The 13,163-nt window shown below is 72.0% G+C and carries 11 protein-coding genes; 4 read left to right on the top strand and 7 right to left on the bottom strand.

Translation table 11 applies throughout. From position 1 onward, the window contains the following. Positions 1-250: 250 nt before the first annotated feature. From C1I95_RS08695 to C1I95_RS08710, 4 genes are read right to left on the bottom strand one after another with little or no spacing between them, the layout of a single operon-like run. A complete protein-coding gene (locus C1I95_RS08695) occupies positions 251-1,348 on the bottom strand; it encodes an ABC transporter ATP-binding protein (RefSeq protein ID WP_111213277.1) in 1,098 nt (365 codons plus the stop codon). Continuing rightward, the gene (locus C1I95_RS08700) at positions 1,345-2,169 is read right to left on the bottom strand and encodes an ABC transporter permease (protein WP_111213278.1); all 825 of its coding nucleotides are present in this window, start codon (positions 2,167-2,169) and stop codon (positions 1,345-1,347) included. Before C1I95_RS08700 ends, C1I95_RS08695 begins: the two co-directional genes overlap by 4 nt. After that, complete coding sequence (locus C1I95_RS08705; protein WP_233513434.1) at positions 2,157-3,083, bottom strand: ABC transporter permease; 927 nt, start codon at positions 3,081-3,083, stop codon at positions 2,157-2,159. The genes C1I95_RS08700 and C1I95_RS08705 overlap by 13 nt, the downstream gene beginning before the upstream one ends. Before the next feature lie 7 nt (positions 3,084-3,090). Next, positions 3,091-4,221, bottom strand: coding sequence for an ABC transporter substrate-binding protein (locus C1I95_RS08710; protein WP_111213279.1), 1,131 nt, complete (start codon positions 4,219-4,221; stop codon positions 3,091-3,093). Between the two features lie 214 nt (positions 4,222-4,435). Between C1I95_RS08710 and C1I95_RS08715 the strand changes: the two genes are divergently transcribed. Further along, positions 4,436-5,047, top strand: a complete 612-nt coding sequence (locus tag C1I95_RS08715; protein WP_111213280.1) for a DUF998 domain-containing protein — start codon at positions 4,436-4,438, stop codon at positions 5,045-5,047. Positions 5,048-5,237: 190 nt separating this feature from the next. After that, positions 5,238-6,701, top strand: a complete 1,464-nt coding sequence (locus tag C1I95_RS08720) for a hypothetical protein (RefSeq protein WP_111213281.1) — start codon at positions 5,238-5,240, stop codon at positions 6,699-6,701. Between the two features lie 11 nt (positions 6,702-6,712). Here the strand turns inward: C1I95_RS08720 and C1I95_RS08725 are convergent, their stop codons facing one another. After that, positions 6,713-7,918 carry a cation:proton antiporter gene (locus tag C1I95_RS08725; protein WP_158566329.1) on the bottom strand — a complete coding sequence of 402 codons (1,206 nt, stop codon included), beginning with the start codon at positions 7,916-7,918 and terminating at the stop codon, positions 6,713-6,715. Positions 7,919-7,978: 60 nt separating this feature from the next. On the opposite strand from C1I95_RS08725, the gene C1I95_RS08730 reads away from it, so the two are divergent. Both C1I95_RS08730 and C1I95_RS08735 read left to right on the top strand, forming a co-directional pair. Further along, the gene (locus C1I95_RS08730; protein WP_199523654.1) at positions 7,979-8,482 is read left to right on the top strand and encodes a MarR family winged helix-turn-helix transcriptional regulator; all 504 of its coding nucleotides are present in this window, start codon (positions 7,979-7,981) and stop codon (positions 8,480-8,482) included. A gap of 237 nt (positions 8,483-8,719) precedes the next feature. Next, positions 8,720-9,286, top strand: coding sequence for a sigma-70 family RNA polymerase sigma factor (locus C1I95_RS08735; RefSeq protein WP_111213284.1), 567 nt, complete (start codon positions 8,720-8,722; stop codon positions 9,284-9,286). Positions 9,287-9,406: 120 nt separating this feature from the next. Here the strand turns inward: C1I95_RS08735 and C1I95_RS08740 are convergent, their stop codons facing one another. Further along, complete coding sequence (locus tag C1I95_RS08740) at positions 9,407-11,425, bottom strand: hypothetical protein (protein WP_111213285.1); 2,019 nt, start codon at positions 11,423-11,425, stop codon at positions 9,407-9,409. After that, the gene (locus C1I95_RS08745; protein ID WP_111213286.1) at positions 11,415-13,013 is read right to left on the bottom strand and encodes a hypothetical protein; all 1,599 of its coding nucleotides are present in this window, start codon (positions 13,011-13,013) and stop codon (positions 11,415-11,417) included. Before C1I95_RS08745 ends, C1I95_RS08740 begins: the two co-directional genes overlap by 11 nt. Between the last annotated feature and the right edge of the window lie 150 nt (positions 13,014-13,163).

The following is a 13,163-nucleotide window of genomic DNA, read 5'->3' on the forward strand; positions in this document are numbered from 1 at the left end:
ACCCCCACCCCTGCCCCCGTCGACCATGCAGTTGTGGTGCCTCACAAATGCCCCGTCTCATGGCAATGCGCCCACCACAACAGCATGGTCGACGGGCTCGAGAAGGTGCACTTGGGCGGCAGGGTGCCGCCGGTGGGGCTGTGGTTGCGGGGGGCGACGGTTCGCGCCGGTGCGTGGAGGGAAGCAGAGCAAGGGCGCCGGATCAGTCTCCTGCCTGGCCGCACGCTACGACGTCACCAGCCGCCAGGACCTACCCCTCACCGAGCGCCACGGGCACCGGCCGCAGCCGCACCCGTACCGCCGTGCCCGGTGCGAGGTCCGGCAGCCGGCTGCTGTCGACCTGCGCGACGACCAGCGTGTCGTCCGGCAGGGCGACGGTGACCCGACTGGTGGCGCCCAGGAAGCTCGCCGCGAGCACCCGGCCCGGCCCGCTCCCGTCGGCCAGCACCTCGACGGACTCCGGGCGGACCAGGGCGGTCACCGGGACGGCGCCGTCCGCCGGCGCGGCGGCCGGGTCGACCAGCGGCAGGCGCTGGCCGAGCACCTCCACCTCGCGGCCCGCGGCCCGGGCCGGCAGCCGGTTGCTGAGCCCGACGAAGTCCGCGACGAACGTGCTCGCCGGGCGCAGGTAGATCTCGGCGGGCGGCCCCACCTGCTCCAGTTGCCCGGCGCGCATCACCCCGACCCGATCGGCCACCGCGAGCGCCTCCTCCTGGTCGTGGGTGACGAACAGGGTGGTGGTGCCGACCTCGACCTGGATCCGGCGGATCTCCTCGCGCAGTTGCACGCGTACCTTGGCATCGAGCGCGGACAGCGGCTCGTCGAGCAGCAGCACCCGCGGCCGGATCGCCAACGCCCGGGCCAGCGCCACCCGCTGCTGCTGCCCACCGGAGAGCTGGTGCGGGTAGCGGCCGGCGTGCGAGCCGATCCCCACCAGGTCGAGCATCTCGGCGGCCCGCTCGCGGCGCTCGCCGGCCGGCCGGCCGCGCAGGCGCAGCCCGAACTCGACGTTCTCCCGCGCGGTCAGGTGCGGGAACAGGCTGTACGCCTGGAACACCATGCCCATGTCCCGCCGGTTCGCCGGCAGCGTGGTGACGTCGACGCCGTCGACCAGCACCTGGCCGCTGTCGGCGTCCTCCAGCCCGGCGAGCACCCGCAGCGCCGTCGTCTTGCCGCAACCGGAGGGGCCGAGCAGGGCGACCATCTCGCCCGGGGCGAGGTCGAGGTCGAGCCCGTCGAGCGCCGTCACCGCGCCGAAGCGGCGGCGCAGTCCCCGCAGCCGGACCGCCACGCCGCGCCGGTCGCGCCGGCCGGCAGGCGGGGTGACGACGTCGGTGGATCCGGTCATGACAGCTCCTTGGTGGCGGTCCGGTGCCGACCGCGCCCGACGAGGGACAACAGCAGCAGCAGTACGAAGGCGAGCAGCAGCGCCGCCAGCGACACCGCCACCGACATCGTCGCGCTGCTCTTGCCGAGCAGGTTGATGGCCACCTGCAGGTTGACCCGGCTGAGCAGGGACGCGATCGTGAACTCACCGAGCACGAGCGCGACGGTGAGGAACGCGGCGGAGAGCACCGCCGAGCGGATGTTGGGCAGCACCACCCGCCACATCACCGTCACCCAGCCGGCCCCGAGGCTGCGGGCCGCCTCGGACAGGGTGCGCACGTCGATGGCGGAGAGCCCGGCGTCGAGCGCCCGGTAGGCGTAGGGCAGCACGAGGACGGTGTAGGCGAAGGTGAGGGTGAGCGGGGAGCCGCCGAGGAAGTACGTGACCCAGGCGTACACCGGGGCGAGGCCGACCACCAGCACGATCGCCGGGATGGTCAGCGGAAGCAGGCACAGGAACTCCACCACCCGGTGCAGTCGCGGCAGGCGCAGCCGGACCCAGATCACCGTCGGCACGAGCAGCACCAGCATGAGCAGCGCGGTGAGCACGACGAGCCCGAACGAGGCGGCGATGCCGACCGACAGGTCGGGGTAGGTCTCGCTGAGTCGGGGCCAGTCGACCAGCAGCCGCCAGGTTTCCAGCGACAGCGTCCCGCCGGCTCCCCGGGTGGTGAACTCCACCATGGCCAGCAGCGGCAGGAGGAAGAAGACGCCGAGCCCGGTGAGGATCACCCAGCGCAGGAGGCGTTGCCGGCGGGCCCGCCGGCGGATCACCCCAACCATCGGGCGGTCCTGCGTTGCAGCAGGGCGTAGAGCCCCATGACCACGGCGACCACCAGCACCATGCCCAGCGCCATCGCCTTGCCGAGATTCTGCTGCCCCAGTACGACCTCGCTGGTGAGCGCGCTGCGGATCTGCAACGGCGCGATCGGACTGCCCTGGCTGACCAGAGCGGCGGCGGTCGCGTACGCCGAGAACGCGTTGGCGAACAGCAGCAGTGTCGACCCGAGGAACGCCGGGGCGAGCAGCGGCCCACCGATCATCCGCCAGTACTGCCAGGTCGAGCCACCGAGGCTGTCGGCTGCCTCCCGCCACTGCGGGCGGACACCGTCCAGGGCGGGCAGGAACACGATGACCATCAGCGGCACCTGGAAGTAGGTGTAGACCAGCGCCAGTCCGGGCAGTTCGAACAGCCACACCCCGCCGGCGTAGATGTCGACGCCCAGCCGGTCGCGCAGGAACACCGTGACGAAGCCGCTCAGCCCCAGGGTGGCGATGAACGCGAAGGCGAGGGTCACTCCGCCGAACTGGGCGAGCACTCCGCACGCCGCGCTGACCACCCGCCGCAGCAGTCCGCCCTCGCGGGCCGTGACCAGCGCGTACGCGAGCAGCCCGCCGAGGACCGCGCCGATCAGGGCGGTGCCGGCGGACAGCAGGACGCTGCGTACGAAGGCGTTGACGACGTAGCCGTTGCCCAGCGCTGTCAGATTGTCCAGGGTGAAGCCGGCGTCGTCGCTGGTGAACGCGCCGGCCACCACCACGAGGGTGGGGATGGCGAGGAACACCGCGACGAACGCGAAGAACGGGACGACGCCGAGCAGGCTGCGCGCCCGGCGCAGCGACGGCCCCCGGTGGGGGCGGGTGCGGACCCCGGGCGCCTTGGCCGCGGGGTCCGCAGGGTGGGTCAGGGTACTCATCGGACGGTCAGCCGACGACCTTGGCCCAGTTCGCCGCGAGGTGGTCCTTGGCCTGCGTGGTCTGGGCATCGGTCAGGAACACCGGCGTGCCGGTGAAGGCCGGCAGCTCGCCGTACGCGGTCTGGTCGATGGTCCCGGCCTTCTGCATGGCCTCGGCCCGCACCGGCCGCGCGCCACCCTTGAGCCACAGGTTCTGGCCCTCGTCGGAGTAGAGGAACTCCTGCCACAGCCGGGCCGCGGCGGGGTGCGGAGCGCCGACGTTGATCGCCTGGACGTAGTAGGAGCCGAGCACCGCGTTGGCCGGCACGACGGTCTTCCAGTCGAGCTTGCCCTGCAGCTTCTTGCCCTGCGCGACGTTGAGGTAGTCCCAGTCGATGACCACCGGGGTCTGGCCGGACTCGATGGTGGCCGGGGTCGGGTCCACCGGCAGGAAGTTGCCGGCCTTCTTCAGCTGCCCGAAGAAGTCGACGCCCTTGGCGATGTCGTCGGCGGATCCGCCGTTGCCCAGGGCCGCCATGACCACGCCGCTGAACGCCGCGCCGGCCTGCGTCGGGTCGCCGTTGAGCGCGACCTTGCCCTTGTACTCCGGCTTGAGCAGGTCGGTGACGCTCTGCGGGGCGGGCACCTTCGCCGCGTCGTACCCGATCGACATGTAGCCGCCGTAGTCGTTGATCCAGGCGCCGCCCGCCTCCTTCAGCGCGTCCGGCACGTCGTCCCAGGTCGCCACCTTGTAGGGGGCGAACTTCGCCACGTTGGCGAGCGCGACGGCGGTGCCGAGGTCGAAGACGTCCGGTGCGGTGGCCTGGCCCTTGAGCTGGTCGGCCGCGTTGATCTCCTCCTGGCTGGAGGCGTCCGGCTGGGCCGAGTTGACCTTGATGCCGTACTTGTCGCTGAAGGTCTTGATGAGCTCGCCGTAGTTGGCCCAGTCCGGCGGCAGCGCGATGACGTTGAGCTGCCCCTCCTTCTTCGCCTCGGCGATCAGCCCCTCGATCCCGCCGAAGTCGGCGGCGCTGGTGGCGGTGGCCGCCCCGCTGGACTGCGCGCTCGTGTCCTCCGGCGGGGCGCAGGCGGCGACAGCCAGTAGACCTGTGGACGCTGCCACCAGGGCAGCGACGCTGCGGGCAACCGAGTTGCGCACACTTCCTCCTTCTCGTCGACCCGGTACGGGTCGCAACACCGATCTGGCGGTCCGGCGGCTGCCCGACCGGACCCAGCCGGCACCATGATGCCGGCCCGAGGGAAAGGAAAAAGCCGCCCAGAACAACGCCAAATGAACGTCTCGCGCCGGGCAGTCGAATCATCAGCGTGGGCCGGAAGCCCGTCTGGTGGCAGTTCGGTAGGCTGATGTCCTGATGGATCTCGTTGCCGACGTGTCGCTGGTCGCCGGGATCGCCGGCACGGTCCTCTTCGTCGTCACGTTCCTGCTCGACGGCCTGACCCGGCCGGGGTACGACCCGGTCCGGCATCCGGTCAGCGCCCTGGCGCTCGGCGGCCGTGGCTGGGTGCAGACGGCGAACTTCCTCGTCAGTGGCCTGCTCGTCACCGCCGCCGCGCCCGGCCTGCACGCGGCGACGGGCAGCGGCTGGCTGGCCGCGTCCGTCGCGGTGTTCGGCCTGGCGCTGCTGGCCTCCGGGGTGTTCCCGATGGACCCGATGCGCGGCTATCCACCCGGCACACCGGACGTCACGCCCACCACCTACAGCCGCCGCCACCAGGTCCACGACTGGGCTGGCGTGGTGGTGTTCGGGTCACTCCCGGTCGCCGCGCTCGCCGCCGCACTGGCCCTGGACGACCGCCGGTGGGCGGTGCTCTCCGGGGCGGCCGCAGCCGGACTGGTCGTGCTCTTCCTGTGGTTCGGGAGCGCCTGGGAGCGCGACTCGCCACGGGCCGGGCTGGTCCAGCGGGCGTACATCATCGTCGGGTGGGCCTGGCTCGGCGCGCTCTGCTGGCACCTGCTGCCGTGAACCGGAGCGCGGTGGCCGGCAGGTAGGGAAACTCCCGATTCCTTTGTCGCGGCCACCCTCTAGGGTCGGTCGCATGGCCACCCGACCGCCCGCGGCCGGACCGGTCCGGAGACGACGCCGGACGGCTGCGTTCCCGGTGCCGCCGGGACAGCCCGGTGGCGGTGCCACGCCGATCCGACGAGGAGTCCTGGTGCGCAAGCTTGTCTCGGCCGTCCTCGCGGCGACGCTGCTGTTCACCGCGACGGCCTGCACCGGCCGTTCGCCGGGCGGTGCGGTCGACGAGGACCCGTACAGCGAGTCCGCGCTGCGGTACGGGATGGCACCCGTACCGCATCCCGACCTGACGTACCAGCCGGACGTGGTTCTCGTCGGCGGCGGCGGCCGCTCGGTTCGGTCGGTCACCGCCGACGGGCTCACCTGGCGGATCGACGGCGACGCGCCCCGCGCCGACGACCTGGCCCCCGGCAAGGTCATGTTCGTCACCGGCCGGGGCGTCGGCCGGGTGCTCGACCTCCAGCGGGAGGGCGGCGACCTGCTCGTCACGATCGGGCCGGTCAACATCACCGACGTGATCCGCGACGGCACCCTCGAGAAGCAGGACATCGCGATCGAGGACCCGGTCGCCTACCAGGCCGGGGAGCCGATCTGGGCGATCCCCGAGGAGGAGGCCGACGCCGCGCTGCCCACCCCGTCCGGCCGGGCCGGCCGCAGCGCGCCGCTGCGGCTCGCGCCACTGCCGCCCCGGCCCGCCCAACCGGCACCGATCCGGGGCGGCGGCGAGGTCAAGTCCGTCGTCGCCAACTTCTCCACCGGCGTCAGCCTCGTCAGCGGAGCCGAGGTCAGCTTCAACTACGACCGCAACGGTACGAAGCTGTTCGGGCGGGCCGCGCTCACCTTCCAGCAGCCGAAGGCGGGCTTCTACCTGAGCATCAAGGACGGCTCCGTGGCCCGGGCGGAGCTGTCGATCAGCGGCGGCTTCGGGATCCGGTACTCGTTCGAAGCCGGGATCCAGGACGGGCAGAACATCAAAGCGGTGCTCCCCATTCCGGTGGAGTTCAGCATCCCGATGGGCACCGTGCTCGGCGTACCGCTGGCGCTCACCGTCAGCCAGACCGTCAAGGTCACCACGGCCTTCGGGGCGAAGCTGGGGACCATCAAGGGCAAGGGCGAGTTCTCGCTCGCCGGATCGCTCGGCTACGGGTACGCCAACGGCAGGTTCGGCCCGCAGGTCAGCAAGAACTTCCAGCGCAAGGAAAGCCTGATCAACTCGTTGCGCGGGGTGCCGGTCGGGGTGATGGGCCTGCTCATCGAGCACCGGGTCCGGTTCGACCTCGGGTTCAGCGCGTTCGTGCTGAAGGCCGGCCTCTTCTTCGAGGTGTCGACGGCCTACGGGACGACGATGGGGTCGGCGATCGGGTCACCGGTGGCGGTCTGCCGCGGCGTGGGCATCGGCGTCTGGGCCTCGTACGGCGTCGGCTACACGATCCTGGCCCCGGTGGTGAATGTCATCAACAAGTTCCTCAACCTGGTGAAACTCAGTCCGATCAACCCGTCCGGCAAGTTGGGGCCGGCGCCGTACCGGATCCACAGCGCGGAGGAGGTCATTCCGCCGGGCACCAAGCTCTGCGGCACCCCACAACCGTCCGCCGACTGACCGGAGCGCCATCACGCCGGCCGGGACGCCGTGGACAGCTCAGCCGGAGCCTGGTCGGGCGACGGCTGCCGGGGCTGGTTCCAGAGGCGCGGTGCGTAGGTGACCAGGAGTGGGCCGAGGATGCCCAGGATGAGGACGTAGAGGCCGGCGAAGGGCATGATCCGTTCGTCGAGGCCGGCGGTTGCCGCGATGGTGGCGACGATCAGGGCGAACTCGCCGCGGCTGAGCAGGGTCAGCCCGATCTCGGCACCGATCAGGGCGGGCATGTCCTGCACCCGGGCGGCGACGACGCCGGCGATCAGGTTGACGACGATGGACACGGCCACCGCGAGCAGCACCGGGGTGAGTACGCCGCCGAAGCTGCCGGGGTCGAGGGTGAGGCCGAATCCGACGAAGAACACGGCGGCGAAGGTGTCCCGGAGCGGACCGATGGTCGTTTCGGCGCGGTGCTTGGCGTTGGTGCCGGCGACGATGAGCCCGACCATGAATGCGCCGATCGCGTCGGACACGCCGACTTCCTCGGCCATCCCGGCGATGAACAGGGTGATCCCGACGAGGCCGACGACGAACAGTTCGGCGGTCTTCTCGTTGACGATGCGGCTGACGATCTTGCTGCCGCGCCGGGCGAGGACGAACAGGAAGACCAGGAACCCGACGGAGACCGCGAAACGGACGGCGGAGGCCCACAGACTGCCGGCGGGGTTGATCACCGTGTTGAGGACGGCGAGGTAGACGGCGAGAAAGACGTCCTCGATCACGATGATCCCGAGGATGAGCGGCGCCTCGGGACGAGCCAGCTTCTTCAGGTCGAACATGAGCTTGGTGACGATCGCCGACGACGAGATCCCGGTGATGCCGGCCACCGCGAGGGCTTCGGGGGCACCCCAGCCGAGCGCGAAGCCGAGCAGCAGCCCGGCCCCGACGTTGAGGGCGATGTACGCGACACCCGCAGTGACGAGCGTGCGGGCGTTCTTCGCGAACGCGGCGGTGTCGAACTCCAGCCCCAGGTGGAACAGGAGCAGGACGAGCCCGATCACGGCCAGGACGTGGACGTCCTCGTAGGCCAGGTGCACGGGCAGGAAGCTGTTCGCGGCTCCGGCGGCGAGCCCGGTGAGGATGTACACCGGCACGGTCGGCAGCCCGACCAGTCGGGCGGCGCGCCCAAGGAAGGTCGCCACGACCAGCAACAGCCCCAACACCATGATCGTCTCGCCCATCCGCACTCCCCTCATTTAGTTAGGTCGAGCCTAACTATTAGGCAATGCTACAGTAACGGCGTGGATGCTGCCATGACCCCCGAAGCCCGTGCCGAGCTGGCGGGCCAGATCGCAGCTGATCGACGCGCCCTGGCGCAGGCCCTGGCCGCCGGGCGGCTGGCGCCGTTCCTGGACCTCGACCTGACGCTGCACCAGCTGAAGGTGGTGCTGCTGGTGGCCAGCGGCACCGCGACAACCGGGCACGAACTGGCCGGCCAGCTGCATGTCACCGCACCGACCGTGTCCGCGACCGTCGAGAAGCTCGTCACGCTCGGCTACCTGAGGCGCGACGAGTCCGGCACGGACCGGCGCGTCAAACGCCTGACCGCGACCGGCCGGGCCGGCCAGTTGCACGAGGCCGTCGCGGGCCTGCGGGACGAGTCCGTCGCGCTGCTCGCCATGCTGTCGCCGGAGGACCTCACCGCGCTCGCCCGCGGCACCCGGGCCCTACGGGAGGCGCTGGCCACTCGTGACGCATCCGACGCGCCGCGAAGTCAGCCTCCCCCGGCGGCGCCACCTTCGTGACCGGGGCGGCCATCGCCTACCCACCCGCGGCCAGCCGGGCGTGGGTGCCTGCCGGCACTCCGGGAACTCTGTCGCGGTCCGCGGTTTGCCCAGGTGCCGCGACGGCCGCTCAGCAGGTTGCGCAAACCCACGGGTAGACGGCAGGGCGGGTGCGTGCCGTACGCTACGACCTGCCATTACCACAGGCCGTCGCGATCGTCGTCGTGACGGGTGACCGGGGGCCCGGAGGTATCGAGGGTGACGGATGACACGCAGGTCACCGCGTGGGCCCTCGCGGCGGGCCGGGGTGACCGCGACGCCGCGGCTTCCTTCGTCCGGGCCACCCAGCAGCAGGTTCGCCGGTTCCTGGCCGCGTTGATCTCCCCGAGCGAGGCGGACGACCTGGCGCAGGACACGTACCTGCGGGCGATGCGGTCGTTGCCGTCGTTCGCCGGCCGGTCGTCGGCGCGGACCTGGTTGCTCGGCATCGCCCGCCGGGTCGCCGTCGACCACATCCGGGCCGCGACGGCGCGTCCCCGCACCGTGTCGATGCCGGACTCCTACGACGTGGCGGACACGACCCGCAGCGGCTTCGATCGTCAGGTCGCGTTGGAGCAGCTCATCGCAGGACTGTCGGCCGACCGGCGGGAAGCGTTCGTCGCCACCCAGATCCTCGGGCTGTCCTACGCCGAGGCCGCCGAGGTGTGCAACTGCCCGGTCGGCACGATTCGCTCCCGGGTGGCCCGGTCCCGGGAGGACCTGGTCGCCGCCGTCAACGCCCAGCCCGACCCGCAGTCGCGCACCCGAACCGACGCGGCCGGCTGACCTGGCAGGTTGTGGCGGGGCCGCCCGGCCGCCGACCTCGTTGCACCTGGCCGAGCTGCGGGAACGGACGGTGTTCCTCGACATCGTGGCGATACCACCCGGGTGGCGACCGGCCTGACGTCACGCCCCGAGGGCGTCCACCGAACCGGCGAGCAGGCTCTCGATCTCTGCGAGGAACTCGGCCGGGTCGTCGCCGCGGTCCTCCTGCCGGGCGCGCAGGAACTCCGCCGACCGCAGCGCCGTCTGATTCTGCTCCGCCACGACCCGGGCCGCCGGCCCGTCACCGGAGCGCAGCAGCCAGGGAATCAGTTCCATCGCGCACCGGCCCTGGGCCACGAGCAGCTCGGCGGATCGCTGTCGCGCGACATGGCTCGCCAGTTCGTCCAGCAGCGAGCTGACGATCGGCAGGCCGTCGGCTCCCTGGCGCATCCCGGCGGCTGCCATCGCCCAGCAGGCCAGGCCGTACTCCGCCCGCACCCCGGGCAGGTCGAGGACGTTCACCACGAACGCCGACAACGGTTCACGAAGCCGTAGGGCTTCGGGAAACTGCTCGTGCGAGCAGTACCACTGCGCGAGGTAGTTGGCCACCTCGGCGAGCCGTACGGCCGATCCATCGGGCCAGGTCCGGTCGGCCGTGGCCAGCGCGGCCAGCAGGTATGCCCGCAGTCGGCCGGTGATCTCGGCCGGCTCGGTCGCCCGGTCGAGCAGGACGCAGCCGGCGAGCAGCAGCCACGAGGCCGGTTCCGGATCGGGGTTCCGGTCCGGTTCGAGCAGCTGGGTCACGGCGTCGGCCGGCCGGTCGGGGCCGGCTGACGCGTAGGCGCCGAGCAGGCTCATCACCGTCATTCGCAGGGCCGGTCGACTCGGCAGGGTGGCGGCCAGTCGGGTCAGGCCGAGGACGACGTCGCGGCGCGCGCTGTCCCACGGTGTGCCGTCGGGACCGACGACGAGCCGGGCTAGCCCGGTGAGCTGGGCCTTGCCGTCCAGGTCGGCCGGCAGGTCGCCGACGGACGCGGCGGCCTCGTCGAGGCGGTCGAGCATCGCGTACGCGACGGCGCGGAGCAGGACCATCTCGTGTCGGTTGTGGTCGTCGCGACGGTCGCCGAGGTCCCGTTCCATCTCGCTGAGCTGGGCCAGCGCCTCGTCGGGACGGCCGGTGACGACCAGGGCCCGGGCGCGCACCGCACCGGCCCGCGCGTAGTTGGCCCGGGCGGCCGTGGGCGTCGTGTGCCGGGGCGCGAGCCGACTCTCGGCTCCGGCGAGCAGCATGGGTAGGTGGGTGGAGCCGTCGGCGCTACGGCGCAGGCCCAGGCCCGAGAGGGTTTCGTGGAGGCCGTCGGCGCCGGCGGCGATGATCGTCACCGGGCCGGCGGCCCGGGCCAGGTCCGGATCCGGATCTGGCTCGCGGACCACGGCCCGCCAGAAGTCGACGGCATCACCGCCGGCCCGCAGCGCCTCGGCGACCTGACCGGCGTCCATCAGCGCGACGGCGAGCAGGGTCAGCACCTCGCCGAACCCGGGGTGGTAATCGGCCGCGGTGCCGGCGAGTTGACGGGCGACGTCACGGGCGTTGGTGAGGGACATGATCGCGTACCGGGGCTCGCCGCGACGCAACAGCACTCTCGCCTCGACGGTCGCGACCGACAGGAGCAGGTCGGTGGGCTTGGTGAAGACGTACGGCAGGCCGCCGTTGCCGCCGACGATGTCGGCGACGATCCGTTTGGCGCGGCCTGCCGCGGCCAGCGCGTCTTCGGTCCGGTCGTGGCGGAGCAGCCACTCGGCGTGCCGGACGAGGACCTGCGCGGGCCGGACCGGGCTCAGCTCCACCCCCGCATCAAGTCGCGCCACCGCTCGGGTGGACAGCGCCAGGCCGAGGTCGGTCAGTGGGGAGTCCAGCGGTACGCGGTCGACCATCGTCCGCTCGACGTCGGCGTCCAGGTCGTGTGCGAGCAGCACCTCGCAGAGCGCCTGTGCCATCGGCTCGCCCGACTCCAGGGCCACGTCGAGCGCGATCGGGGCGAGCCCGCGTACGTCGGAGGCGATCAGCGCGACCAGGTCGGCCTGGAACGACGGATCTCGCTGGGCCAGGCGGTTGAGGACCGTCAGGGAATGCCGGACCTGCTGCGTCTCAAGCCCCATTCAGCACCGCCAGCAACGTCGGGGTGTCGCGCAGCGCGGTGCCGACGAGGTGTTCGCCGAGCAGGTCGGGTTGGACTCCGCCGAGCCAGGATTCGGCCGGATACAGGTCATGGAGGAGGTCCGCGACCGCGGTCACCGCCGTCGCCGGGCGATCGCGCATGAGGGGTGCCCGGCGGAACAGCTCGACCGCCTGTTCGGGGCCGGGCAGCTCGCCGACGAGGGTGGCCAGGGCGGCGACCTGACGCACCGGCTTTCCGGCCAGGTCGTCGTACCCCTTCTCGACCAGGCTGCGATCCCAGAAACCCTGTTCGCGACGCAACGCGAACCGCAGCAGGGTCTGGTCGTCGCTGGCGTCCTCGCCGTCCAGGGCGGCGAGCGCGCTCATGTGTAGGTAGAGGACCCGGTTGTGGTGCGGGCCGTCCAGGCTCACCGCGGCGAGGTTCGGTTCCGCCTCGCCGCGCGCCGCCGCGAACGCGGTCAGGGCGTCGTCGAACACGGTACGCCTGGCTGCGGCGTCGGTGGCCAGGGGCGGGACGGCGAGGACCGACATCGCGGGTCCGTCGAGGAAATCGCCGACCCGGTTCGGCTGTTGCCGCAGATTCAGCAGCCAGTCTCCGTCCGAGCGGGCGAGCAGGACGATCCGGACCGGGACGCCGGCGTCGAGCGCCTCGGCGACCAGCCGTACGACCTGGGCGGTCCGCGTTTCGCCGTAGTCGACCACGAGCAGCACGCCCGCGACGCCCCGCCCGAGTTCCGCCACCTGGTCGGCGCTCAGGGGTGGCAGTCCGGTACGGACGAAGCCGGACCGCCAGCCGGCCAGCCGCATCCGCCGGCAGGCCTCCAGCAGCAGTCTGGTCTTGCCCATCCCGCCGGCACCGGTGTAGACGCGGGCGGCCACCCGGGCGGGACCGGACGCCCAGTCGGTGAGGTCGTCGAGCATGTCCTGCCGTCCCCAGAACGGGACGACCGCGAACTCGGCTCGCAGCAGCGCGCTCGGCGGGTAGAGGGCCGGCTCCCATCGCGGCGTCGGCCCGACCGTGAGCAGGTGCTGGGCGGAGAGCCGGGCGAGCAGGAGCAGCTCGTCCTGGCTTCGGGTCAACGATCGCAGGTCGGCCAGGACCCGTCGCTGGTAGGCGGAGGCCAGGTCGGTGATGTCGGCGGCCGTGCGGGACAGCTCGGTGTGGACATCGTCGATCAGGCGCAGGCAGAGCGCCTCGTCCGCCTCGTCCAGGGCTCGTAGTTCCTCCGCCGCCCGGGCGCGGACGATCGCGGTCGCCGCGGCCGGATCGAACGCGACCGACGCCAGTTCGGCCGCGGTCAGGCCGTAGCGGGCGAGCAGGTTGGTGGTCTGCTCCAGGACCCGGTCGGCGAGCCCGTCGGGGAGCCGTTCGCCGGTGGCGAAGGCGCGGGTCGCCGCAGCCAGCCGATCGACGAGGACCTCCGGCTTGGCCGAGCGCACCGGATCGGATTTCGGCAGGTCGAAGATTGCGTTGCTCAGCTCCTGGATGCCGCTGAGTGGCCCACCGAGCACGACGGCGACCGTCGTCTTCGCCAGAGTGCGCACCAGACTGCCCCGGTCGAAAGCCATCGCCCCTCCCCCACACCCCTGACCGTAAGGGTAGTAAGTCGACCGGGCCGGCGACCGGGGCCGCAATCGGCTGTGTCCACAGTGTCGGCCGTCGTAACGTCGCCCCAGGACGGCCGTCAAGGCGGTGCCGTCGTCCGTTCGCGTACCTAG

This window comes from Micromonospora craterilacus, assembly GCF_003236315.1.
Taxonomy (GTDB): Bacteria; Actinomycetota; Actinomycetes; order Mycobacteriales; family Micromonosporaceae; genus Micromonospora; species Micromonospora craterilacus.

What these genes read in the sequence shown, in the direction of transcription:
- C1I95_RS08695 (WP_111213277.1), bottom strand. Translation starts at nt 1,348, where the DNA reads ATGACCGGATCCACCGACGTCGTCACCCCGCCTGCCGGCCGGCGCGAC.
- C1I95_RS08700 (WP_111213278.1), bottom strand. Translation starts at nt 2,169, where the DNA reads ATGGTTGGGGTGATCCGCCGGCGGGCCCGCCGGCAACGCCTCCTGCGC.
- C1I95_RS08705 (WP_233513434.1), bottom strand. Translation starts at nt 3,083, where the DNA reads ATGAGTACCCTGACCCACCCTGCGGACCCCGCGGCCAAGGCGCCCGGG.
- C1I95_RS08715 (WP_111213280.1), top strand. Translation starts at nt 4,436, where the DNA reads ATGGATCTCGTTGCCGACGTGTCGCTGGTCGCCGGGATCGCCGGCACG.
- C1I95_RS08725 (WP_158566329.1), bottom strand. Translation starts at nt 7,918, where the DNA reads ATGGGCGAGACGATCATGGTGTTGGGGCTGTTGCTGGTCGTGGCGACC.
- C1I95_RS08740 (WP_111213285.1), bottom strand. Translation starts at nt 11,425, where the DNA reads ATGGGGCTTGAGACGCAGCAGGTCCGGCATTCCCTGACGGTCCTCAAC.
- C1I95_RS08745 (WP_111213286.1), bottom strand. Translation starts at nt 13,013, where the DNA reads ATGGCTTTCGACCGGGGCAGTCTGGTGCGCACTCTGGCGAAGACGACG.